Below are 25,637 nucleotides of genomic sequence, written 5' to 3'. Positions count from 1 at the left end.
TTAAATCACTTAGCCATATGCATAAAGGGAAATTTAAATGAGCGTTTATTTGTAGAACCCATGAGGCTTTTACGCTTAATTGATGACTCACCTAGTTGACTCGACTATGTTACAGATTAGCTCACTACCTTACCACTTTCATAAATTCTCTTAAGCTATCCACAATTTCTTTTGCTTGTGCACGATACAAATAATGATCCCCGTCAAATGTCACGACCTGACCATACACTGAATTTTTTATTTGCCTTTGATGCTCTGGTACCCATCTATCAGTGACTGGATGATTCGCTTGGATAAAGAAAATAACAGGAAGATCTTTTGGAAATGATAAATTTTCAGCTGCTTTAAAATTTTCATACATAATTTCAGCTTCATTTAACTGAGTGGAATTATACAGGTTTTTATGCTGTAGCATTCTTAATTGTTCTTTTGTTTTTTCATCATATGATAGCTCGGCGTATGGGTCATCACCCAGCTTCACCTGCAATCTTGCTAAACCCGATTGTTTAAGGAATTTTATAGTGGTAATGATGGAAGCACCAATCTTTTTCTCGCTAATCGTCGGTACACTACTATCGAGCCCCACAAATCCACTCACTTCATTAGGATATTTATTCACATAATCCAGTCCATAAAGGCCCGAAATCGAATGACCCATTAGAATATACCGCTCAATATGAAGCTGCTGTAAAGCTTCATGTACTTCACTAACAATATTTTCTGAACTCCGCTCCTTCTCAGTTAAATCACTCAATCCATAACCAAATGGCTCAACGACAACAACCTTGTAAAATGGAGACAATTCATCTACCAATGGTTGAAAATCAAGTCCCGGTGCTGCCGTTCCATAACCAGGTAAAAGTACGACAATTTCCTCGCCCTCTCCCTGAATGAAAACATTCATATTTTTTCCGTCTACTCTTACAGACTGACCATACGTTTCTATTTTCCCCTGCTCCATTTTGCTGCAAATTGTATTGACTAAGAAAACAATCAATAAAAAAAGTAATATAGCTATAACTAAACCCGCTAGTATTTTACCTATAATGGTTATCTTTTTTTTCATTCTCTTTGCACGACGATATAAAACAGCCAGTGAAAGCCTTTTACTATTTTGATCTCGTGCCACTCCTCCCTTTCGTTATCAACTTCGCATCTTCAATCCCGGCCACTTTCGCAAGCCGTTAAGAATACCCTATACAATGAAGATGTCCCCCTCATGACAACCATATGAACAGAGGATGAACAAATAAAAAAATGCTAGGGCGGTTCACGTAATGTCAAAATCTATTAACAAATAATGGATACCTGATGACGAGTTTTTGTCAAGAATCAAAAACGCTATTATCAAATTGAAAAAACATAGGGAGATATTCATCTTCCTATGTTTTCATTCATATTATTGATCTGTTTGTTCTTGCTTCTTTTTCAAATACTCCGCACGTATTTTCTCAAGTTGCTGCTTTTTATCAAATTTGGCAGGCTTGTGTTTTTCATGATACTTTGCCACAGCAACCTTACCTTTAGTATCTAATTGATATTTCCCCATGTTGGTTCACCTACTTTTCCTGTCTTACAGATATTCTATTCAACAAATATAATATACCTTAATTTGCTGATGTATACATTATAGGCATAGCCAACCGAGTTAACTGATGTTAAATGAAATGTTGTAACTATTTTTTAATATTGATACCTTTGTATCCAACAAATAAGATGAAAAACCAAATTGGTGCGACATATAGGGCAACACGCATGTCCGGAATAAACGCCATTAACACAATAACCATTAATAAGAAGGCAATGGCAATATACGTAGATAGTGGATAAAGCGGAATTTTAAATTTTAATTCAGCTACTTCTTCTTTCGTTTTTGCCCTTCTAAATTTCAATTGTGCAAATAAAATAATCATCCAGCTTGTAATGACTGCAACAGTCGCAACAGCAGAAATATAGATGAACACTTTTTCAGGTACTACATAGTTTAAGACAACTGCCATTAATAACACCGCTGAAGAAAATAAAATCCCTCTACGCGGACTACCGTTTTTGCTTACCGTTTTAAAATAGTTTGGACCATTTTTTTGTACCGATAAGTTGTGAAGCATGCGTCCTGAGCCATATAAACCACTATTAAATGCAGACATTGCTGCTGTAATAACAACAAAGTTAATAATGTGAGCTGCAGCAGGGATGCCGACGTAATCGAAAATTTGAACGAACGGGCTACCTTCTGAACCAACTTCGTTCCAAGGATAAATAACCATCATAACGCCCAATGCACCAATGTAGAAAATTAAAATACGCCAAACGATGTTGTTAATAGCAGAAGGAATGGACTTGCTAGGATTTTTTGCTTCTCCTGCAGAAATACCCACTAATTCAACCCCACCGAATGAGAACATAACTAATACAAGTGACATTAAAATACCATGGAAACCGTTTGGCATGAAGCCACCGTGTGCCCATAAATTTTCGAAGCCAATTGCTTCACCGTGGTTACCAACACCGAAGAAAATAATGGTTAATCCAAGAACGATCATCCCGATAATCGCAACAACTTTAATCATTGCAAACCAGAATTCAAATTCTCCGTAGGCTTTTACATTTGCTAAGTTTACAAGCGTCATCATAACAAGTACTACAAGAGCAGTTACCCATTGTGGAATATCCGGAAACCAATAGTTAATGTATACACCGACTACTGTTAATTCTGCCATACCAACGACAATCCACATAAACCAGTACGTCCAGCCCGATAAGAACCCCGCAAAGCGTCCTAAATATTTATTCGCGTACGTACTGAACGAGCCTGATACAGGTTCCGCTACTGCCATTTCACCTAATGCACGCATAATGGTGAAAATAACTAATCCGCCAATTAAATAAGCTAGTAAAATAGATGGTCCAGCCATTTGAATGGTTGAACTAGAGCCATAAAATAAACCGACCCCAATGGACCCGCCAAGTGCAATTAATTGCATGTGACGAGTACTTAATCCGCGTTTTAGCTGTGAATCTTGATGATTGTCATTCATAATGTCTAACTCCTAATACGTATAGATTTTCAAATACTTTGCTCAAAAAAGGAATAAAAAAAAACGCCCTTTTGGATTAACCAAAAGGACGATTCAACTCGTGTTACCACCTTTAATTTATAAGCAATTCACATTACTTACCTTAAGAAGTACGGTCATTTGACGATACTCTCGCACATGATTACGGGTGCTTACCGGTGTAGCCTACTTAGAATGATCCTTTCGGTACACAGCTCCAAGATGAATTCTCAATCGTTTTACATGCACCTCTCATCAACCGGTAACTTTCTGTTCGTAAAAATAACTGATACTATTTCTTTTCATAGCCTTTGTTCTATACAAATATTTTTGAATTGTTTTTCATTTTACAGAAAAAAAATATTTTGTCAATACCATTTTCTTCATAACCCGCTTAACTTACATATGACATTTTACTAAATACATACAACTCACCAAATTTTATTCAGTAATTTAGCCCTTTTATAAAGAAAGACGTTTTACACATTATTTGATTCAATTATCACCAAATATTGACGATAGTATTTACCATTTTTCCACTTCCCTTCAGCATACTGGACAATAATAGAATCATACTCATCCTTATAATCATAAGAATTTGCTTCTAGTTTATGATAGAACCTTTAGCCTACTATAAAAAATAATTTCCATACTATTGAATTATGTAGATTACTGTCGAAATATACCTATATATAGTTGCGGGAGGAAGCGAATGATGAAGAAAAATTTACGGTTACGAAGCATCTCTGGGAAGTTAATGCTACTAATCACAATTATTATACTTGTAACAGTTGTGATTATCGGCTCAACAAGCTATTGGGTTGCCAAAGATCAGCTCTTAGAATCAGGTCAAAGAGAACTCCAAAGCATTGTCAAAGGGGCCTATACTTCAATAGAATTGATTAATGAAGAAGTGGAAAGTGGCAAAATAACATTAGAAGAAGGAAAAGAACAAGCCAGAATTATTCTAAATGGACCCGTCAATGAAATGGGAGAGTACGATTATCAAAAATCCAATTTTACTTACAAAGAAAATGGATATATATTAGCTTTTGACGAGGATTTAGTGTTACAACTCCATCCTTCTAAAATAGGTGGAGCTCCTGCCGATGACCTGAACAGAAGTAATCGCGAAAAAATCATTGCAGGCGGCAAGTCCAAAAATGAATCAGATCGCTTTGTCATTTATTCTGATAAACAGCCAGATGGTTCTTTTAAAGATAAAACAGCCTATACAGAATATTTTGAGCCTTGGGGCTGGACTATTGGAATTGCTGTCTTTCAAGATGAATTTTATGAAGGATTAAACATTTTACAATATATTATCTTTGGTGCAACAGTCGTACTTATTACTTTAAGCTCACTGGTATTTTATTTAGGTATTCGGAAGAAATTAAACACGTTAAAAGAAGTAGCTGAAGCTGCAACGAAAATTTCTGATGGTCATATAATGGTTACCCATCTACCTGAATCAAATGACGAAATTGGACAACTTGCGACCGCTTTCAATAAAATGTCACAGCAATTATGCACGCTCGTCGAAAAGACTAAAAATACAAGTGAACATTTATTGGATTCAGCAACTAACTTATCTGCCGTTTCAGAAGAAACATCTGCTAGTAGTGACGAAGTTGGTAGAGCCATTACTGAAATTGCTACTGGTACACAGGAACAAGCCCACGATTTGGATACCATAAACCAAACAGTAGAGCTATTATCCAATTCTATAGAAACCACAGAAAAACAAAGTAAAGTTATGTACGACATTACAAAACATGCAGAAAAAATATCATCCGAGGGAATTGAAATAGTACAACAATTACAACAGTCCAATACTATTTCACTAGCAGCCTCACAAGAAGTCAGTGATGAAATTAAAAAATTACATGATCAAATAAATCAAATCACACAGGTGATGGAAACCATTGAAACAATCGCAGAACAAACCAATTTACTAGCTTTAAATGCGAGTATTGAAGCTGCAAGAGCAGGTGAGTATGGTAGAGGATTCTCAGTGGTTGCCGATGAAATAAGAAAACTAGCAGAACAATCGAAAATGGCCACCCACCAAGTACAAGGCGTAGTTTCATCCATTGTTTCAGAAACTACTAAAACAGTTGAAACTGTAGAAGGAACAATGGAAACTGCTAAAAAGTTAAATGATGATGTAGCCCTAACACAAAGCAAATTCAATCAGATGTCTGATTCTGTTAAACAAATTGTAGAATCCATATTAGCCGTTAATAAAGAAATGGACGTGATGACATCCTATAATAAGTTGATGAGTGAAGGAATCGAAAGTGCGTCCAGCGTATCAGAGCAGACGGCCGCTTCAGTACAGGAAATTGCGTCTTCCATCGACGAGCACATTAAAGCAATTACAGATGTAGCTCATGCTGCTGAAAAACTAACGGAACTAAATCGTGAATTAAATACTTTAATGGAGCGATATACTATTTAAAAGCTAGCAATGTTTTGAACATTGAACATGGTCTAAGCCGAAAAAAAAAGCCGGTTTAAAGACTTTACAAAACTGCAGGTATTCCAGACTGTTTGGAGCTTTTGATGAAACATACAGTAGATTGAAAAACAAAAGCATCGAATCAAATGATTCGATGCTTTTGTTTTTCGGTAGGTTGATACTTCAATTTTTCACTTCAATTTCAAAAAATGATATCCATACTCTTTTGGGGTTGTTTACAATATGGCTCTCCATGAAATTCAATAATTTTGTAAGATGGGGACGGCGGGAGTCGAACCAACCGTCTCGGAATGTTATTTTATCAAAGCTTGCGGGGGCATAGATTATTTTTGACTACGTTTTTGACTACGTTTGATTAAAATATGAGATGCGGGGGCAACTCATTAACTAGCTCTATACTATATCAATTTTTTTGATTGAGCTCAGCTTTTTTTATTACTAATTCTAATCTCTCTGTAAAAAATCCTAACCTAGAATATAAATTTAACATTCATTTGATGGATTTCATATATTTTGTTAAACTAAATTACTCAATACTTTGCTGGATTCTTCGATAAAGCCTCTCCAACAATCTTCCTTTTTCGCCCATTGCGTAACATTTTGATCACCAGCAGATTCTTTTAAATAATTCAGTGCATTGTTAGCAATAATACGAATCACTTCTTCCCACTTATCAGATAATGTTTGGTATTGCCATACTTCTTCTAAACAAATCTCTTTACCATATAAATATTTTAGCATTGCTACTGAGTAATAAATAACATTTGCTTTATAACCTTTTAAATTCATACTCTCAACAACTTTAGTAACGAAAGCATTAATAATACGTTTAGCAATAATTTTTTTATAATAATCACTATCAAGCTTTAACATGGCTTTAGCTACTTCGCCTTCATCATTTTTTACCATACTTTGCTTCCAGTATTGGCTATTCATGTCCATAAAGCGTTTGAATGCTTCTTCTCCACCTTTACTTGAAATATGTGGATAACCTTCCCAAGACATAAAGTATTTAGCCATTTCTACTTTTGTAATGACATTCTCTTTTGGATACATTTTTTTAAACGCCGTTTGTTCTTTGCCTTTGATGCGCCTTCCAATATCAACCATGTATTGACCACGTGCACGTTCAAAATACCATTTAGATTCTTCCTTACGATTATCATTTGTTGGAATCCAGACATTACGCGATAATTTTTCCAAATCCGACATAAAACGTGTATTTGCTAGTAAGTCCGATTTATTAATTTTATTTTGGGTATTCGCATACTCAGAAATTTTAGAGATCATATCGTCCTCTAATACATGTCTATCTATATCATCAGCTTCTATTTCTTCTGGTACGTTAATAATGGTTAACTTTGCTTGTACATACACACCACTTAAATCTACACCTGTTTTGTATGCCTGATGAATCGAAGCTGTTGTTTGACCACCATTTACAATTTGCCAACTTGTCAACGTCTTTATACGATATAATCCAGTGTCACCAATCGATTCTAAATCACCTGCTTTAGCAACACTAGAAATACCATTATTGTAAGCTATAAATAGTTCCTTTTGTTCAGAGTCTTTAAGCGTATCACGAATTCCTTTATTTGTACCTCCACGTGCTTGTAAGAAGGAACGAACATTCCGTTCAACTAACTTTGGTCCCCAATCATCATAAAGTTTTGCTAACAACTGTGCAGATATCACACCTATGAAACAATCAATTTTCCCATGTTTTCTATTATTAGAAGGAACACGCATCATTTGCAGATCATACTGATATTCAGTTTTAAAATGAATATCAAATTCTTTAATACCTTGCTCCGCTTCGGAAAGTTTGAAAATACGATCCATATCCCAAACATGCACATTTACAGTTTCAACACCTGTGATTGTTAAATCAATCGGTTTATTAGAAGCATAAAACTTACTTGTGACTACGTAAATATTTATTTCTTCAATTGAATCTTTATTATCTATAATCATTTTAGTAACATCATAATATTCCATTGAACGATCTGCCTTTTGCAAAATAGCTTGTGCATTTGTAAAAAAACGCTTTGCCATATTAGCGTACTCTTTTAATGCTGTCATACTTGTTTCAGGTAATTCATCTTCTACTTCTAAATATGGCTTATACTCTACTACATACAGATTTAATGTATTTGTATCTTCTTGATATAAATAACCATTCAATTGAATTTTGAATTCTTTTTTTCCAAAGAATATAATTGCTGGCTCATCATCACTATTAATATATGGTAAAACTTCTTGTAAAAAAGGTGTTTGCCTACTCCCCAAAATCCGACCTTTTTGCTCTACAGCATCCATAAATTCATAAAAAAAATCCAGTTTTCTTTTTGTTTCATTCATCTGTTACAGCCCCTATTGATTAGAATCAAAAATGGCTTCTATAGGTATTTTAAAAGCATTACAATGAGATAAATCAATTGTGTAAGACACATTTGAAATACCTATGGGTAAACTTTCTGAAGTAATTCTTGGGAAAGAATCTCTAACTTGATATACTAGTTCTTCATGCACATAGAAGAAATTACTATCATAGTCGTCACTTGTTACACCGATTTCCAGCAATAAATCTTTAAATTTCACTGCCAAAGAAGGTGCTCGTTCCAATAAAATACTTTCAATTTCTTCAATCATTATCTGAAGAGTTTGCCCAATTGATTCCGATATCTCAATTTTTAATACATATAAATGTAAATCATTAATAACTGGAGTAACTTCTAATTGCTTTTCACTAGAAATTCTAATCTCATCTCGTATTTTAGGTGAAACCGTTTTAATCTCAACACCCCTATTTTTATTTACAAAATCAATTCGGTTTTTCAAAGGACCTTTCCAATCTTTAATAATTAGTGGGGGTTCTTGAGCATATGTGACAAGCCATCGCTTAATATAATAGAGTTCACCAAATAATCCCATTTCTTCTTCTAATGTTAATTGTTTTTCGTACTTACGCTTGAAGAAATTGTGCCATCGATCTAATATTTCATAGACAACTGTATAAAGAGGTATCTGCTCTTGCATTAAAATATGATCCACTAAATTCTGTAATACTTTTTCAAAGATTTCCTCACTATCTTCAACACTTTGAGAAATTATTAGAAATGTCTTTTCTTTCAATGGCCCTATCCGTTCAAAGTACTCTTGATCAATTGCAATACCACGCCACTTTGGAAAGGATTTTAGTTGCTCACTATCCCATCCTTCATCTGTAACATCTATATAAATTCTTCGTTGAAAGTCTAATAAATCAACGCCTATCAAAATAAATGGCTTCTGAAAATAAATAGACTCTAATTTATAAACGTCATTAGATTGTTCCATTTTGGCTTGCACAATTAATTTTTCAAAACGCTCTGCAATATTAATCATTATTTTTACCTCCCCCTATTGTTTTGTTAGTAATATAACCATCCTTTTCTTCAAATCTAATAAGCTCACCATTCTCTCCCTTAATGAATTCTAAATCCGGGAATGAGAAAGCTAGACCAATTGGAACTAAATCTTCAGTAAAATCTATATTTAGTTTTCTAAATGGCTTTACTTGCGGATGTAAAGGATATATTAGTAATAATGGACTATTATCTTTACGAAGCATAATATTATCTTTTTTACTCTTAACTCGATTAGGAATATCAATAAACTCTTGGTTTGCTGCTACGATAGCTCCTAGGTCAACTACACCTAAAGTTTCTTTAACCATATCAATACTACGCAAAACTGCACTATCAATTAAAATTTTCCCTAACTTAACATGCCAAGGTCTAATATTATTTCGAATGGCTTCTTCACTTCTTAATGTCGTTTCAGTCACATCAACTACAGCAATATTAAACTTTTTTAATGCGCCACTTTCATTCATGCCTTGTATGTAATTCGCAATTTTTTTACTATTTACTATTCGTGCTGATGAAACAGTTTTATATTTTTGTAAGTAGCTGATAACTTGCTCGCTAGGAACATTTCTTGCAATATGATATTTAGTACCATTCTTATTATTAGCACCTGTCTTATATGGCTCAAATTCTTCTTTAACACTATTAATAAATTCCACTGTTGCTTCCATATTAGTTTCATAAAAATCTTTAGTTTTCTCAAAACTACGTGTTTGTTGCATAGTGCCTGTATAACTTACTACTGTCGTAGCATTTAACATCTTTTTCGGACTTGTTACAGTCATTTTCTCATGTGTAAGCATCTTTATAGCATATTCATCTGGTGTAAGCCCTTCTCTAGCTAATTTTTCAAATTCTTCTCTTACCTCACTCATTACGACAGCTAAATGCTCAAAGTTTTTAGCAATTTCATCTGTTGTATAAATACGACATAAATCCATATAACCTGTACGGAAACCAAACCAGCGGCCCATTTGCATTAATGTATCGTACATTGTAGTGTTACGGTAATAATAGGAAATTGTTAAACCTTCTAGAGTTAAACCACGAGATAACTTGTTACCACCTACAGCAATAACATTTAACCCTTGTTCTATGTATCTATCATATTCGAGTGCATCATCACTCTCACCATTAATCTCCATCACTTCCACTTTTCCTGCGATTATCTTAATGGTCTTGTAAACTTTTTCCCATGTAAACACTTCATAGTTATTTTGTTGTTCAAAACTACGTTGTACTTCTATAAAGTCATTTTCATAAATTACTTGTAATCGTGTTACATACTCACTATTACTGTTATACATAATTTCGTTAGCTAACTCTTTATAAAATTTTTTAATTACCCAACACATTGAATTTTGAACATCTGTCAAACGAGATGTATGAATTAACATAGAATTGTGTTGCGCTGTTTGCCCTCGCAAATTACGTACAGCAGTGGCAATTAAAAATGCTAAAATTGCTTCTTGCATAGTTTCAGGTACTTCTGTAAATAAATCAGAATCACTCTTGGTACGCAGTTTATCTAAAAGATGAACATCTTCTTCGCTTAAATTACGAATAAACATTGGTTTATTGTCTTCTTCATAACCAGTAGTGTTGAAAAATTCATCCGGTCCACAATAGTCATCTGGTTTCGGTAGTGCTACTACAAAATCTTTAGGATATAAATCTTCTTTTAAATTTACATGATTTGCATCAGCACGAATTAGCAGGTTTGCAAATGGTGTCGCCGTATATCCTACATAAGCCTTTCTCTCAAATAGATTTAACAGCTCACGTATTCCCTGATTTATTTTTGTAGGATCTGTATCGCCACCAGATGCATCTACACTTGCCTGATCTGCCTCATCATCAATGATTAGAACTGGTGGACTTGTTTTTGAGTGTTTCAAGCTATTGCCAAGCAAATCAATTAATTTCGGCAATACATCTTTTTGTTTTTTGGCCACAAGAAGAATTTGTTTATCTAAGTTTTTTAAACCAATTGCGTTGCTTGTCGAAATATCATTTTCTACAGTAGTCCAAGTTTCAATCACTTTACCATCATTTCGCACTTCTCCTACGCCCGTAATTTCACTCGTCATTTCATTAATACCTACTACTTCTTTGCGTAATCGTAGTTGAGTTTGTGCACGTAAGTCATTATGCATACCTGCTAATACAATCACCAATGTATAACCAACATCAAAAGCTTTATTAATAAGACCTGTAAAGTTCGCTGTTTTACCTGATTGCACATGTCCTAAAACTAAACCACGTTTATTAAAAGGTGTTGGTAGCTTAGGGTTGCCAAGACTTTTTAATATTTCATTTGTTGTTTTATCAATCGTAGTCACGGTTTTCAATGACCAATTTTTATGATCCAATAAAAATTCCTCATATCTTGGCCAAAAATAAGAATATGTGGGGTTGCGATCACTAAACCAAGGTATATTATTACCATCACGCATTGTTGATGGCTTTGGAACAGAAAAGGTGCTTTGATATTTACTATATACTTCTAATTCAAGCCCCTCCATTTCTGTCTTGCTTAGTTGAGGAAACTTTTTTCTCGCATTTTCCATAGCAAGCTCTAAATAGTTCGGAATACCACTATTTTTTAAACCACTATATAAATTATCTACTGTAATGAAATATTCTTCACGAATTACTTGATCCATCATTAATCACTTCTCTCTCAAGAATCTTTTTAATCGTATAAATTTCTATACCTTCAAAACCAGTCATCATTGAAATAGTTTCAGCAAGTTTTTCAATATCCAGTTCAACACCAACGCTTAATAAAGTTTCCGCATATTCAATAATAAGGTGTTTCGATTTGTCATCAATTTCTTGTTCCTCCTTTTTCACCATATTATCAGTCTTAAGTAAATTACTTGGAGAGCCTAATTCAACAAGTTTTAGATATACATTCAATTTCTTTCGTAATTTATCATCCACTGTCTTTAAAACTTCTGTTAAGATTGGATGTGTTCTATTTAACACATAAGCACTTTTGATATCATCTGTTGCTAACTCCCATGTATTTAGTGTACCTTTAATTCGTTGTCCTAATTTCATTGTCTTTGTTCGATAAAGCATTATTTCTTGAGAAATTTGGCGATAATATTTAGCAATTGATTTCAAATCCTCTTTAATTTCATCTGGCACAGAAATAGTTGATTTCTTCACATCAATTTTCCAATCATCGTCTGCAGTATTTGTAAATTCAACTTTAATTCGTACTAGTTCAGATGGTACATCTTTTGGAAACATACCAAACCAATCACCAAAGCTTACTAAGCGACTCTCACGATATATATAAAAGCCTTGCTGCTCTCTCCAACCTTTAATTCCTCCAGCATTTTTATACTCAGTCTGATTAAAAGTAGATGGATGAGGTAAAACATATGGCGTGATTTTCACAAACTTCTTATTTACTCGAATAATTTGCTCCTCACCTTCATTTACTCGACTATTACCTTCTAAAAATGGATTCCAAGGATGTAGCATATTGTTATTAATTTTCATAATAAGACCTTGCTCTAACATCACATGAAAAACCATTTCTAAATATTTTTGTATTCGATTTACTTTTGCATAATAACTCTCTTTTTTTAAAACCTTATGTGTCCCTGTCCCTGAAAAACGGTCAAGCAAATCAATAAAAACAATAGTGCCATTATCGCTATCGATATCACCCATTTTCACTTTTACATCATCTGGGATATATTTATATAATAACCACTTGTCTACATCACTAACATAATCTAAATCCCAACATCTTTCGAAAACAATGCCATCTTTCTTTGTTAAAACACTTAACCTTTTTCCTAGTGAGAATGAAGCAGTTTTTAATCCCATACCAAAACGACCAAGTTCATCTTTTTTACGCATAGTACGAGGATCTTTTGAACCAATTGTCATCGCTTTTTGTAGCTCTTTCTCTGTCATACCTGTTCCGTCATCTTCAATTCTTATAAAACCATTTCCAACACTATATTCAAACTCTATGTATATATTTTTTGCTTTAGCATCGATACTGTTATCTACTAGATCTGCTATTGCAGTTTGTGCATTATAGCCAATACTTCTCAACGCCTGAATAACTGGAGCGGCAGAAGGTTGTGTATCGATATTATTCATAAATAATCATCCTATCACTCTATTTTACATAATTCTAACAAAAAAATAGATAAAAAGCAGTAAACCCAGTCGTTAGGTGACGACGGATTCACTCCTTTTTATCTAGCTAAATTCTTTTATTAATGGATGTAATGCTTTCTCCCCTAAATATTTAAGCATTTGTTCTGCAATAGCTCTTGCCATTAGTGGCGGCACAGCGTTACCTATCTGTTGATATTGTTTATCTTTTGAACCTTTAAAAATATAGGAATCCCTAAATGACTGTAATCTAGCAGCCTCACGAATACTTAATGCACGCATTCGAGTCGGATGTTGCCACATAGATTTACGCACATTAATAACTGTCGGGGAGGGTAAATCATAATTAAGTCGTAAGTAAATCGTATTTTGTGTACGCTCCACATTTGTGTAGGAAACTTTTTGAAGTTCTTCGGACAAATTATGGAAATTTTTACCATCAGTTTTATTCAACTCTACAAATCGCTTTTTACTTAAAGGTCTGCTATCAGTATTAATGTGATTATAAATTAACTTTTTATTTCCCTCATCTAATCCAAAACGGTAATAAGTTTGCATTATTGAAAGTTCATCAGGTTCCTCATAAGGCAACTCCTCATCCTCTACACTGATACTAGGAGGTAATCCCTCTAAATCAGCAATTGCATTTTTAACAGTTAATGCATGCTCTAAATAAGAAGGTGGAAATTCTACTTTTATCTCTTCTTCAGTACGTATTCCCAAAATCATAAAGCGCTGACGTTTTTGCGGGACAAAATAATCATCAGAATTAACTATACCATCTTTAAACCTATAGCCGATACTATCAAAAAATCTCTTCAAATACTCAATGACATTATAAGAATAAACTTCTACTTCTACTTTTAATTTCCTATCATTAATTAGATATACTTTTGGAACTTTTAATAACTGTATATGTTCATCTTTCAACTCTTTTAAAAAGAGCAAAAAACGATTTATATCAATAAAATCGCTAATTGTTGATATTAACAATGTATTATCAATATTACGTTTCTCTTTTAATTTTTGTAGCATATTTTTAGCATTATTTATAATATCTTGAAACATCGTTTGATATTCAAAATTAGGTACATTATATTCAACTAACACCTTAATGAGTTGATCTATTTCTCCTAACTCCTTAACTGTTGTAGGATTGTATACTATCTCTTTTTTCAACTTTCTAAAAATACTTCTTAATCTTGATAAATGTATCTCATTCATAATAATCGGATTGACACTACCATAGTCTAAAATATTTTGAATTAAAGGTTGAAAGGAGATATTATCTGTTTCTAAAATTAAAATTGTATCTTTATCCCAAATTTTTTCATCCGAGTTCTTACAGATTTCTTGAAGATGCTTTAAGGAACTGTACCTATTTATTCCTTCTTCAGAGTTAGTTACAAAAAACTTATGGCTATCTGAATTAATCGTTTTTACATTTTCCATTAAAAAAGCCACAGGACGGACTTCATCAATTGCTCGAGCATACTCTTTAACCAATTGATTATTTCCAGAGATTAAATAATTTTTTTGTCTATTTGCATTAGAAAACCCCTGACATGGTGGGCCTCCTATTATCACAATATCCTCCTCGTTATAACTATTTCTATTAATAAAATCTCTAAAATTAATTTTGCAAATGTCACTTAGATTAGAATCAGCAGGCTTAATAATAATATCTTTAATAGAGTTATGATTATATATATAGGTTTCTACAGCAGCTGGATTAATTTCTACAGCTCCAATAACTTCGAATTTCCCAGTTTGCTCAAAACCATTACTTAATCCACCTGCACCTGCAAATAAGTCTATAACTTTAAATACTTTATTGGTATTCTTCAATTTTTTTCTCTCCTACTTAACTAACACCTATATTCTCAGTTGTTGCCATAGTTTTTTTGGGTATAGGTATTGCAAGGTCAGTCAGTTACATCTAAGTGTCAATACACTAATCCTTTTACTATTTTAAAACAAATTTGAAATTAACGCAGCAAGGAATTTTAATCTTTTATTATACTTTTATAAACTAAGTTTTTTCCAGAACACAACTCTATTTTACAACATTGTAAAATAACTTAATATTTATGAAAGTATTTTTAGAGGGTTTTTTAATAGTTCAAATAATCAAACACAAAATAACAACCCAAATAATCAAAGTATTGGGGCTAATCCTTGAATTTCCTAGTGGTCAAGTTTTTGCCAGGAATTATTAGATATGAGTATGATATAGAAGCTTCAAGAAAAGAGATATTGAAACCACGGATAGTTCTTCTTTTACAATTCATCACAATTTTCATCTGAGCCAAGTTGCGTCATTAAAACAGCTAGTGTTGAAATTTCCTTCTTTAATGACGTAGATGAGTGCATCATTCTAACAAATATGAAGGAGCTAAGCAATTGATGAAGCATGACTTTACGAGCGTGCAAAACATTTATATCCTTTGTGGCAAGACCGATATGCGAAAAGGCATTGATGTTCTCGCTACACTCATTCAAGATTCTTTTGAACTGGACCCCCTATAGCGATTCCATCTTCTTATTTTTTGGAACAAGTAAAGATCGTTATAAATGTTTGTACTTTGTAACATTTGGAACTACATTCATATTATAAATAACAAAAAAACTACCTATAACACCAATTATAAGAAATATAACAATAATTGTTATAGAAGTTTATCCTCCTAAAACTCACTTTCAATGAAATCAGCTTCTTTAAAATAAATTTATTATAAAAGCAATTTCATCTATCATAACATACGAAACGTATAAATTACCCTATTTAATGGGACTAATTACCAAAGGACATTTCTATTTCACTAATTCTCCTAGCAATATATCCCTTTTGACAAAATTAAAAACGAAATTAACGATACTTTTGTTTAATTAATTCTATTGCTTTTAAGTGCTTTTGATATAAACCATTATAAATAACATCCCCACATTCTTTTGAACAGAAGCGGTATAAATCCGGTACAGGTTGCTGTGAAAACGATATTGTAAAACCCCAGTATTCATGATGAGTCTTACTAGATACCTTTTCATCACAATTGCTACACTTAAAGCCCCACCCTCACTTCAAATCTTTTCTAAATTCTTTACATTTATAACTTTGTTGTAAATTTTCTAGCGTTTGTTCATGTTCCCATATTGTCCAAGCATCAAATTGTTCGTGATCCATTATTCTATCACTCCTCAAATATTTTTCTGGCTGTACTTATACTACCTCCACTCAAAAACAATATCGATAGTATATTTTATTTTAACAAAAAATTATATCTATAGTATATGGTTATTGAATCATTTCTCGTCAATCCTAATGATGAGGTGATTACATGACGGATTTAACAAAAGTGGTTGGGGAGAGAATCCGCTTCTTACGTAAAGAACGTGGATTAAGCCAAGAAGAACTAGCATATCGTGCTTCCTTGCACAACACATATATTGGACAACTTGAACGTGGAGAAAAGAACGCTACAATTGAGAGCGTTGCAAAAGTATGTACTGCGTTAGAAATTACCTTAGAAGAGCTATTTGATGATAAAGAAGAAACCCATCCAAAAATGCTTAGCTTTGAGTTGGAGAAAATTGTACATCTGTTAGAAAGTCGTTCTAAGAAAGATCAAAAAGCTGTTTTAAAGTTTATTGAGTCTTTAATCGCTTGGAAAGATAATGAGTAACTGTTGCGTAATAACTTTATGAGAGCAATTTATTGCGTATTGGTGCATCTACAACTTTTGAAAACGCACCACACCTCTGCATTTTTTGCTATCTAGAGAAAAACACTAAGTCAATAAAATACATTTCTATTGGATCTGACGTATAAGTTACTTAAGTTATCGTAGATTTCTACGGTAAATATAGTAGATTTATACGAACTTACCGTAGATTTCTATTGGATTTCTACGGTAATAAATATGAAATAGAACTACAATTACTACTTATTATCTTAAAGTATGTACAGTAATAAAATCTTTGTGTATAACTATTCATATTACATATATCTATATATTGTAGTTATTGTAGTTGGTACTATAAACACCCTGATACGAATGTAATTTCAGCTCCTATTTCTTGTGTAGTAATAACGAAAAAGCTGTAGCCACATCTATTGTGAACTACAGCCTTTTCTATTCTTATTATGTGTTTCTAGAAATGTAAACGTACTTCCCAAACCTCCTTCTGAATATCTAATTCTTCCTCTAGTCTTTGTGTATCAATAACATAGCTTCGATTGGATTTCCCTCCAATAGTTCTTGGAGACGATGTATGCAATACAAAGCCTGATTGTGACTGATTTTCTTTTAATAAATTTTCAATTTGCTTATCAGAAAAGCGTTCATCTACATAATCATGTTCCTTCATGAATTTTCTTACTGCTGGGAGCCACATTTCTCTAGCAATAGTTAGCTTATTTTGTGCAGCATTATATTCATAATGCGTTCCTTTCTTAAACTCGTTATTATTCCTTTGTACAATCGCTGCTGTATGCTTGAATAAATTTTGTAAGGCATTATGAATCTTGTTACCACTAAAATGCTTCACTTGTTCTTCAATCACACCATATTGATCAATAGTACAATCAATTTGCAACTCATTAGCCAATTCATTAAACAAATGTACTCCAACTAATACCATAGCTAGATTTGCTAATGGACGTTCATATAAATCATATTTACAATCAAGCATTTCTTTATAATGCTCATATAACGTACCTAGTAAAATATCTTCACGTTCAATCTTATTTAGTAACCACTGTACATAACCAAGCATAAAGCCAGACAATTTCAAAGAGTTAAGCTTTTTATATGCCTTTTTATAGCTTTCATTTTTCCTTAATGTATTAGGTGTAAGTTGAGCAATAATTAATCGTTCTAACATATTAGACTCTTCAAAGCTCGTTTCCCCCAACCATACGATTGGTGCCGAAGTGCCATATTTAATTGGGCCTTGGGAATTCTTACCCCGGCCATCCATTGTACCTTTATATGCATTTAAACCTAAATTCTTTAAACTTTTCCAGTTCGAGGCCGACATATTATATGGTCTAAATTCATCCAAGTAAAGAGGAATCCCATTTAACAAGTCCACCTCCCTTGTAACTGAGAAGATTGGACGGGTACAAGAACGTACTTCTGGATTACCAAATAATTTACCAAAAAGCTGCGCTGTACTCGTTTTACCTGCACTTTGTGTACCCCATACCATTAATTGTGGAAAAGCATTCTCTGTATATTTGCGTAATAAGGCAGATACAGGTGTAATAAAGTGCCATCCAATGATTGTATTAATAACCGCTTCTTCATTAACTTGTACTAGTAACGGTAATACTTCTTTAGCAAGGTCCTTCCAATCATCAAACGAAAGCATATCCATTGATAAATCAAAATCCATCTCACCATCCATAATTTTTGGCATATAAAGATACTTACTATTTTCAACAATTCCATTACTGTAAATAACTTGATTAGGTGTAATAAAAAGATTCTTATAGATACCAATTTTACTAACTGCATATCTGTCTACAATTTCTTTGGTCTTAAATAACTCTTTTAAATACTGTAAATGCTTGTCTCCACCGAGCCAGCTAGTTTTAGTGCTGTTGATTTCCTCAATAAAGATTTTCTTACTAATAAACGCTCTAGCTGTTAATATAGTATTATTTAATGTTTCGCCATTACTTAAAGCTATATGACCTTTCAAATACTCATCTTTATTTGCATGTACTCTTTCCACTGGTACAAAAATGAAGTTGGATAATCGGCTTTGCTTTTCATAGTAACAATTATCATGTTCGTAGATGGAACATTCGTTTGAATCAACGCTATCAAGTAGCTTCTCTACGTCCTCTTTGTGCCGTCCGTCTTTTAAAGCTTTCGTTGCACTTTTAATAACCCCTTCAATGTACTTTAATTGAGCAGCTTTAGGACGATCACTAATTTTCTCACCAATTGCCCATTCTTCGTTTATCAAAACAAATGCAATTTCTTCATGTGTATGATTTGCTTTTAAAAGCTCAATTACCACACGAAAGATTTTCTTTGAACGATCCTCATCATGTTGTGGGCCGTCTACTATTAAACTTTTCAGCTTAAATGAGACCTTCAAATCATCAATTCCAATAGGTGTAACTTCATTGATTTCAATTGTTTCTACTGACTTATCCACTGATTGAATTTTTACATCATCTAAATATGTAAAACTGTCTAAACTATAAGTAGCACCAGTAAATTCCACTAATGAGCAAAGCTTAACGTCCATTAAGTTTTTCACATTCATACTATTTGGCACTCGTAACAAACGTGCTAAATCTGCTGTATTATCTGCTTTAGCAAATGTATGCAGCTTTAAACTAAGTTCTTTAATGAACTTGAAGGCATTATCATCTACTACTTCAAACGGTTCATTAAATTTAAAATATGCATGGATACCATTTCCACTGGAAACCTTAGCAGTAGGCGGTGTAGGTAGTGAATCAATTATTTGCATCGCTTTTTCATATGTTGCATGTTTTGGATCAATATCTAACCAAAGACCAGGTACATGGAAGCAAAGTTAAATTACTTATAGAATTACGTGGCTTTAAAACACGTAAAGAAGCTGAATTAGCACTTGCACGTTTAAAGCTTGATGTAGCAAATGGTACGTACAAAAAAGAGCGTGCTGAAACATATCAAGAGGTTTACGATTTGTGGGTTGTTCAGTATGAAAATACGGTTGAGGAAAGTACATTCGTGAAAACAACTGGCATTTTTAAAAACCACATTTTGCCTGTCATGGGGAATTACAAAATTGAAAAGCTCACGGTGGACATATGTCAAAGGCATATCAATAAGTGGGCGGGAAAATTGAAGAAGTTCCGTATAGTTAAATCATACGCCGCTAAAGTATTAGATTTTGCTATGAAGCGTGGATTCATTCAAACTAACCCTTTTGCACTTGTAGAAATGCCTACTAATCTAACCAAGAAAACTAGCGTTACCAATGATGATGAAGTTGAAAACTTCTACATACGTGAGCAGCTTATTCAATTCCTTACATGCTTAGAACAAGAGAGTAACTACCAAGCGTTTGCCCTATTCCGTTTACTAGCGTTTAGCGGAATGCGTAAAGGTGAAGCATTAGCACTGACGTGGAATGACTTAAACTTCACAACAAACGGGCTACGCATTAATAAGGCCCTTTCAAGAGGAAAAGATAATCAGCTATATGTAAAATCTACAAAAACAGGTGTTGCTCGTACTATTAAAATGGACGATAAAACAATGGCAATATTAAAAGAGTGGAAGAAAAAGCAGAAGCAGGATTATTTAATACTAGGCTTCAATACAATGCAACCTAAGCAGCTTGTGTTTAGTAATGAACAAAATGAATATTTACAGCCAACGAAAACTCGTAAGTGGATTCTACATGTACAACAGAAGTACAATCTAGGTGCTATTACGACGCATGGTTTACGACATACACATTGTTCATTGTTATTTGAAGCGGGTGCTAGTATAAAGGAAGTGCAGGATCGTTTAGGACATAGTGACGTACAAACGACAATGAACATCTATGCACACGTTACAAAGAAAGCGAAAGAAGAAGCTATACAGAAGTTCGCCAGCTACATTGAAATGTAGTTGAGCGACTACGCTTTGACTACGTTTTTGACTACGTTCGTTTGATACTCAATGAAACTATTTGACATAGACAAAATAAAAAACCCTTGATATACAAGGGTTTTGACGTTCATTGAAACTCAATGAAATCGTAATATGGAGACGGCGGGAGTCGAACCCGCGTCCAAAGACTCCAATACTTCAGCTTCTACGCGTGTAGTTTGCCTATTTACGATTCGCGTAACATTATGCCGACAAACAGGCGTCCTGTACGCTAACCTGGAAATCTCTTGACGATGACTCAGGTGGAACCATCGACCGTATCCCACTAAAGTTGGGCCCCACGTTCTCTACATGGGCGATAGAGAGGCAGAGCGCTTACGAGCTTACGCTGCGAAAGCTAAGTTTTGTTGTTTGCCAGTTATTATATAACTGTCGTTGATGACGGAGCCGAGCCCTCCGACGCGCGACTAAAGCTTGAACCATCCCTGTCGAATCCGTAACGTCCCCTTGATATATGAATCGAAGCGGTTGAGCCTCGTTCAAACAAAGAGCTAGAATTGCTTCTAGTACGGTGGGAGCTTAAAAGTACGCTTCCATGAAATCTGGCAATCAGTAATTCATATTATAGAACATAATGAGCGATAGTTCAAGTGTCCCGCTTTAGTAGGAAACATAAGGCTTGGACTTAGAGGCTATCCGTGACATTTTAACTTTTATCCGCAACTTTCTCGATTCCATCCATCACTTTCTCTGCTCTACCCTCCACACTCTAACTTCTATCCATCACTTCCCTCTCCTATCCACCACTTTTTAATTTCTATCCGTCACTTTCCCTGTTCTATCCGCCACATTTTAAGTTCTATCCATCCCTCTGTCCTACCCGCCACACTGTAACTTCTATCCTTCACTTTCCCTGTTCTATCCCCCACCTTTAACTTCTATCCGCCACTTTCTCTACTTTATCCACCCATTCTTACTTTTATCCATCACTTTCGCGATCCTATCTGTCTCACCCGCTCCGCAACTGCACCAACCAAAACAAAAAGCTCACCTACAACAAGGTGAGCTTTCTCCTAATCTCTTAATATTGATTTTTGGATTTGAAGGTACGTTCCATTTCGCGTTTGGCTTCTTTTTTGCGCATGTCGTTACGTTTATCGTAGTCTTTTTTCCCTTTGCCGACACCGATTAAGAGCTTGGCATAGCCGTCCTTGATGTACATTTTCAATGGCACAATCGTGTAGCCGTCACGTTTGACGGCACCGACTAGCTCGCCGATTTGCTTTTTATGAAGAAGCAATTTGCGGGCGCGCAGTGGGTCGTGATTGAAACGGTTTCCTTGATCGAAGGGGCTGACATGCATATTGCTAATCCATGCTTCGCCATTTGTAATTCGAACGTAAGAATCTTTTAGTTGGGCCTTTCCTGCACGGATGGATTTGATTTCTGTGCCGGTTAGTACCATGCCTGCTTCGATTGTGTCTTCAATAAAGTAATCATGTCCAGCTTTTTTGTTTTGTGCTAATACTTTTCCTGAACCTTTTGCCATTTTGATTCACCCTCTACTTAAAGGTTGAGCTTGAGCGAAAGCATCCTTTCCTAGGACACTTTCGCGCATGCTTATTTACGTTTTGATTTTTTCTTTTTGTTTTTCTTTGCAATGCCTTCATAGAATTTTTGCTTTTGTTTCACGCGTTTTTTAGGACCTGGGTTGCTGGAGTCATCTTTGCGACGTCCACGTGGGTCGCGATCACCTTCACGGCGTTCTCCGCGTTTTGTACTACGACTTCCGCTTTCCTCCTCATGGCGACTGCTTCTACGGCTGCCACCACGCCCTCCTTTTTCGTCATCGCTACGTGTGCTTCTGCTACTGCGTCCACCTTTGTTGTCATTATAATTTTTACGTGCGTGGATAACCGTTGGCGCTGCTTTGCGTGTTCGTCCATATGAAGTTACCATTCCAACGATTTCAAAGTCAATGGATGACTCCTCAATAATGACATTGGCCACACGGACTGTTACTTCATCACCAATACGGAATTGACGATTTGTACGTTCACCGATCATAATCATTTGACGATCATCAAAACGGTAGTAATCATCTGTCATATTGCTAATATGGACAAGTCCTTCAATCGTGTTTGGCAACTCCACGAAAATACCGAAGTTGGTAATGGATGACACGATTCCTTCGAATTCTTCGCCAATTTTATCTGACATATATTGTGCCTTTTTCAAAGCATCTGTATCACGTTCTGCATCAACCGCACGGCGTTCACGCTCTGATGTGTGGTCGGCAATTTCATCCATTGCCATTCCCCACTGAGCGACCGTTTCTCGTGAAGTATCCTTATTAATTAAATACGTACGAATTAAACGGTGTACGATTAAGTCCGGATAACGGCGAATTGGTGATGTGAAGTGTGTATAGAAATCCGTTGATAGACCAAAGTGACCTAGACTTTCTGGATAATATTTTGCCTGTTGCATCGAGCGTAGCAGCATCGTTGAAATAACAGGCTCCTCTGGCATACCTTCAATCGCCTTTAAGACATCCTGTAATGCTTTAGGATGCACCGTATTCCCTGTACCTTTAATTAAAATCCCGAAGTTCGTAACAAACTCAAAGAAGCGTTGAAGCTTTTCTGGCTTTGGATCTTCGTGAATACGGTATAGGAATGGTACATTCATCCAGTGGAAGTGCTCCGCTACTGTTTCATTGGCAGCTAGCATGAAATCCTCAATTAATTTTTCTGCTACTGTACGCTCACGAAGCTCAATATCAACTGGCCAACCTTCCTCATTTACAATCACTTTGGATTCTTTAAAGTCAAAGTCAATGGCCCCTCGCGATTCGCGTTTACGACGTAATATGCCAGACAGCTCTGCCATATTTTTAAACATCGGTACAAGTGGCTCGTAGCGTTTCATTAACGCTTCATCTTGCTCTTCTATAATTTTGTAGACATCCTTATACGTCATACGTTCAGTTGTTTTAATAACACTTTGGAAAATTTCATGTGCAATAACATTTCCATTCGCGTCAATAATCATTTCACAGGATAGTGTTAAACGATCAACCTGCGGATTTAATGAACAAATGCCGTTTGATAGACGATGCGGGATCATCGGGATAACACGGTCTGTTAAATAAACACTTGTCGCACGGTCATAGGCTTCAAGATCAATGACAGAGCCTTGCGTTACATAATAACTAACGTCTGCAATATGTACGCCAAGCTTATAAGTACCATCTACATTTTTTGTTACGGTTACTGCGTCATCCAAGTCCTTAGCGTCAGCCCCATCAATTGTCACAATCGTTTCATGACGTAAATCACGACGACCTACTAAATCAGCCTCTGTAATGTCATCTGGCACTCGTTGTGCAGCAGCAATGACCTCGTCTGGGAATTCGGGTGGAATATCGTGCTTATATAAGATCGATAAAATATCCACACCTGGATCATTTTTATGTCCTAAAATTTTTGTAATATAACCTGTAGCAGATTTTAAATCTTCTGGCCAAGTTGCTACTTCGACCACAACCTTGTGTCCATCAACCGCGCCTAATGTATCACCTTTTGCGATAAAGATATCCATTGGTAGCTTCTTATCGTCAAGGACAACAAAGCCAAAGCCACGGTTAGCTTGGAATGTGCCAACAAAGCTTGTTTGACCACGTTCAACGACCTTTGTTACGGTCCCTTCACGGCGGTCACCAAATGATTCTTTTAACACACGAATAAGAACGATATCGCCATTTATAGCCCCATTAATTTCATGTGGTGGAATGAATACATCATCCATGCCTTCCATATCAGGCGCTACAAAACCGAAGCCCTTCGCGTGACCGATAAATTTACCTCTTAGTAAATTCATACGTTCTGGTAGGCCATAACGATTGGAACGAGAACGAACAACTAAGCCTTGTCCTTCCATACGGACTAATGTTTTGACAAGCTCCTTAAATTCTTCCGCATCCTCAAAGCCGAATTCATCCTCGATTTCGCCGACAGTTAATGGCTCGTAATCATCTTGGCCGAAAAAAACAAGTAACCGACCTTGTAGTGTATCTTTTTGGTCTTTCATACATATTCCCTCCTTCATGAGAAAATCCTATTTATAATTTTATTGTGCCCAATTTAGGCTTTCTAAAAAGCGATAAATGTCTTCATGTAATTGATCTTTTTCTTGATCTAATGTAATAACATGTTTTGAGTTTTCATACCACTTAATATGCTTATCAAGTGACTCAGTTTGATTATATATAATGTTGGCAGATTCTGTCTCTATTACCTCATCATTTGTAGCTTGAACAACAAAAATTGGGGCATAAATCATGTCAATTTCTTGACGAGTACGCACAATAAATTCACGTAGCTCTTGAAGAGATGGCATGCCTTTTTCAGCAATGAGTGCTACTTCGGTTTCGATTTGTTCCTCCTGTTTACCTTGGAACTTTTTATAGTCTTTAGCATATTTCAAAACACCGTCAAACATGACGTCAGTAGTACGCATAGTCATAGGTGCACACATTGTAACAATTCCTTTAACAGGGTTATTTAAGGCAACGTTTAATGCCATTACACCGCCTAATGAAAGGCCAGCAACAGCAATTTCTTCATAGCCAGCATCCTGTAACTGTTTGTAGGCGGCCACGACATCTTGCCACCAGTCTGCTGGACCTGTTGTGATTAGTTCTTCAGGTTCCACACCGTGACCTTTATAGTGAGGTGCTAAAGTAGTATACCCTTTTTTCTCTAAAAATCTACCAAGCATTCGTACGTCTGCCGAGCTACCTGTAAAGCCATGTAGTAATAAAACGGCACGAGGTCCTGCTTGAAAGAAAAATGGCTGCGATAATGATTTGTTCATGGTAAGCACTCCTTCATCCTAAAACACTCATATATACTATACCCATTAT

16 protein-coding genes, 1 other RNA gene and 1 other annotated feature are annotated in these 25,637 nt (G+C 35.1%); of the genes, 4 read left to right on the top strand and 13 right to left on the bottom strand.

The features are described from left to right. Window positions 1–124: 124 nt before the first annotated feature. The 3 genes from ACP3VS_RS12095 to ACP3VS_RS12085 all read right to left on the bottom strand — a co-directional run bounded on the left by ACP3VS_RS12095 (window position 125) and on the right by ACP3VS_RS12085 (window position 3,038). A complete protein-coding gene (locus ACP3VS_RS12095; protein WP_171821101.1) occupies window positions 125–1,066 on the bottom strand; it encodes an alpha/beta hydrolase in 942 nt (313 codons plus the stop codon). Between the two features lie 333 nt (window positions 1,067–1,399). Then, a complete protein-coding gene (locus tag ACP3VS_RS12090) occupies window positions 1,400–1,549 on the bottom strand; it encodes a hypothetical protein (protein WP_012292280.1) in 150 nt (49 codons plus the stop codon). Window positions 1,550–1,676: 127 nt separating this feature from the next. Beyond that, complete coding sequence (locus ACP3VS_RS12085) at window positions 1,677–3,038, bottom strand: amino acid permease (protein WP_036217835.1); 1,362 nt, start codon at window positions 3,036–3,038, stop codon at window positions 1,677–1,679. Window positions 3,039–3,119: 81 nt separating this feature from the next. After that, window positions 3,120–3,371 (bottom strand) — a binding site (T-box leader). A 397-nt stretch (window positions 3,372–3,768) separates the two neighbouring features. Between ACP3VS_RS12085 and ACP3VS_RS12080 the strand changes: the two genes are divergently transcribed. Continuing rightward, on the top strand, window positions 3,769–5,517 hold the full coding sequence (locus ACP3VS_RS12080) for a methyl-accepting chemotaxis protein (RefSeq protein ID WP_036217833.1): 1,749 nt from the start codon (window positions 3,769–3,771) through the stop codon (window positions 5,515–5,517). A gap of 537 nt (window positions 5,518–6,054) precedes the next feature. Here the strand turns inward: ACP3VS_RS12080 and ACP3VS_RS12075 are convergent. The 5 genes from ACP3VS_RS12075 to ACP3VS_RS12055 form a co-directional block, all read right to left on the bottom strand. Further along, window positions 6,055–7,902, bottom strand: a complete 1,848-nt coding sequence (locus tag ACP3VS_RS12075) for an AIPR family protein (RefSeq protein ID WP_202342605.1) — start codon at window positions 7,900–7,902, stop codon at window positions 6,055–6,057. 12 nt (window positions 7,903–7,914) lie between these two features. Next, a complete protein-coding gene (locus ACP3VS_RS12070; RefSeq protein ID WP_202342606.1) occupies window positions 7,915–8,928 on the bottom strand; it encodes a PD-(D/E)XK motif protein in 1,014 nt (337 codons plus the stop codon). Further along, the gene (locus ACP3VS_RS12065; protein ID WP_348651615.1) at window positions 8,921–11,620 is read right to left on the bottom strand and encodes a Z1 domain-containing protein; all 2,700 of its coding nucleotides are present in this window, start codon (window positions 11,618–11,620) and stop codon (window positions 8,921–8,923) included. Before ACP3VS_RS12065 ends, ACP3VS_RS12070 begins: the two co-directional genes overlap by 8 nt. Then, window positions 11,598–13,082, bottom strand: coding sequence for an ATP-binding protein (locus ACP3VS_RS12060; protein WP_281486908.1), 1,485 nt, complete (start codon window positions 13,080–13,082; stop codon window positions 11,598–11,600). Before ACP3VS_RS12060 ends, ACP3VS_RS12065 begins: the two co-directional genes overlap by 23 nt. Window positions 13,083–13,184: 102 nt before the next feature. Beyond that, window positions 13,185–14,948, bottom strand: coding sequence for a DNA cytosine methyltransferase (locus ACP3VS_RS12055; protein WP_281486907.1), 1,764 nt, complete (start codon window positions 14,946–14,948; stop codon window positions 13,185–13,187). A gap of 558 nt (window positions 14,949–15,506) precedes the next feature. Between ACP3VS_RS12055 and tnpB the strand changes: the two genes are divergently transcribed. Beyond that, a complete protein-coding gene (gene tnpB / locus ACP3VS_RS12050) occupies window positions 15,507–15,629 on the top strand; it encodes an IS66 family insertion sequence element accessory protein TnpB (RefSeq protein ID WP_281487125.1) in 123 nt (40 codons plus the stop codon). A gap of 809 nt (window positions 15,630–16,438) precedes the next feature. After that, window positions 16,439–16,783: a helix-turn-helix domain-containing protein gene (locus ACP3VS_RS12045; RefSeq protein WP_281486906.1), complete on the top strand. Its 345-nt coding sequence runs from the start codon at window positions 16,439–16,441 to the stop codon at window positions 16,781–16,783. A 469-nt stretch (window positions 16,784–17,252) separates the two neighbouring features. On the opposite strand, the gene ACP3VS_RS12040 is transcribed toward ACP3VS_RS12045, so the two are convergent. Continuing rightward, window positions 17,253–19,592, bottom strand: a complete 2,340-nt coding sequence (locus ACP3VS_RS12040) for a hypothetical protein (protein WP_281486905.1) — start codon at window positions 19,590–19,592, stop codon at window positions 17,253–17,255. Between ACP3VS_RS12040 and ACP3VS_RS12035 the strand changes: the two genes are divergently transcribed. After that, on the top strand, window positions 19,574–20,728 hold the full coding sequence (locus tag ACP3VS_RS12035; protein ID WP_281486904.1) for a tyrosine-type recombinase/integrase: 1,155 nt from the start codon (window positions 19,574–19,576) through the stop codon (window positions 20,726–20,728). The genes ACP3VS_RS12040 and ACP3VS_RS12035 overlap by 19 nt on opposite strands. Window positions 20,729–20,861: 133 nt before the next feature. On the opposite strand, the gene ssrA is transcribed toward ACP3VS_RS12035, so the two are convergent. The 4 genes from ssrA to ACP3VS_RS12015 all read right to left on the bottom strand — a co-directional run bounded on the left by ssrA (window position 20,862) and on the right by ACP3VS_RS12015 (window position 25,588). Beyond that, window positions 20,862–21,217: a transfer-messenger RNA gene (ssrA, locus tag ACP3VS_RS12030) on the bottom strand. Window positions 21,218–21,791: 574 nt separating this feature from the next. After that, window positions 21,792–22,259 carry an SsrA-binding protein SmpB gene (gene smpB / locus ACP3VS_RS12025; protein WP_012292260.1) on the bottom strand — a complete coding sequence of 156 codons (468 nt, stop codon included), beginning with the start codon at window positions 22,257–22,259 and terminating at the stop codon, window positions 21,792–21,794. A gap of 71 nt (window positions 22,260–22,330) precedes the next feature. After that, complete coding sequence (gene rnr / locus ACP3VS_RS12020) at window positions 22,331–24,802, bottom strand: ribonuclease R (RefSeq protein ID WP_426388803.1); 2,472 nt, start codon at window positions 24,800–24,802, stop codon at window positions 22,331–22,333. A 39-nt stretch (window positions 24,803–24,841) separates the two neighbouring features. Next, entirely contained in the window at window positions 24,842–25,588 is a 747-nt protein-coding gene (locus ACP3VS_RS12015; RefSeq protein WP_012292258.1) for an alpha/beta hydrolase, read from the bottom strand. Window positions 25,589–25,637 lie beyond the last annotated feature (49 nt).

Origin of the sequence: Lysinibacillus sp. VIII_CA (genome assembly GCF_049943995.1) — a bacterium.
Lineage (GTDB): Bacteria > Bacillota > Bacilli > Bacillales_A > Planococcaceae > Lysinibacillus > Lysinibacillus pinottii.
Note: the sequence above shows the minus strand (reverse complement) of the source record. Positions and strands in the feature narration are given on the sequence as shown.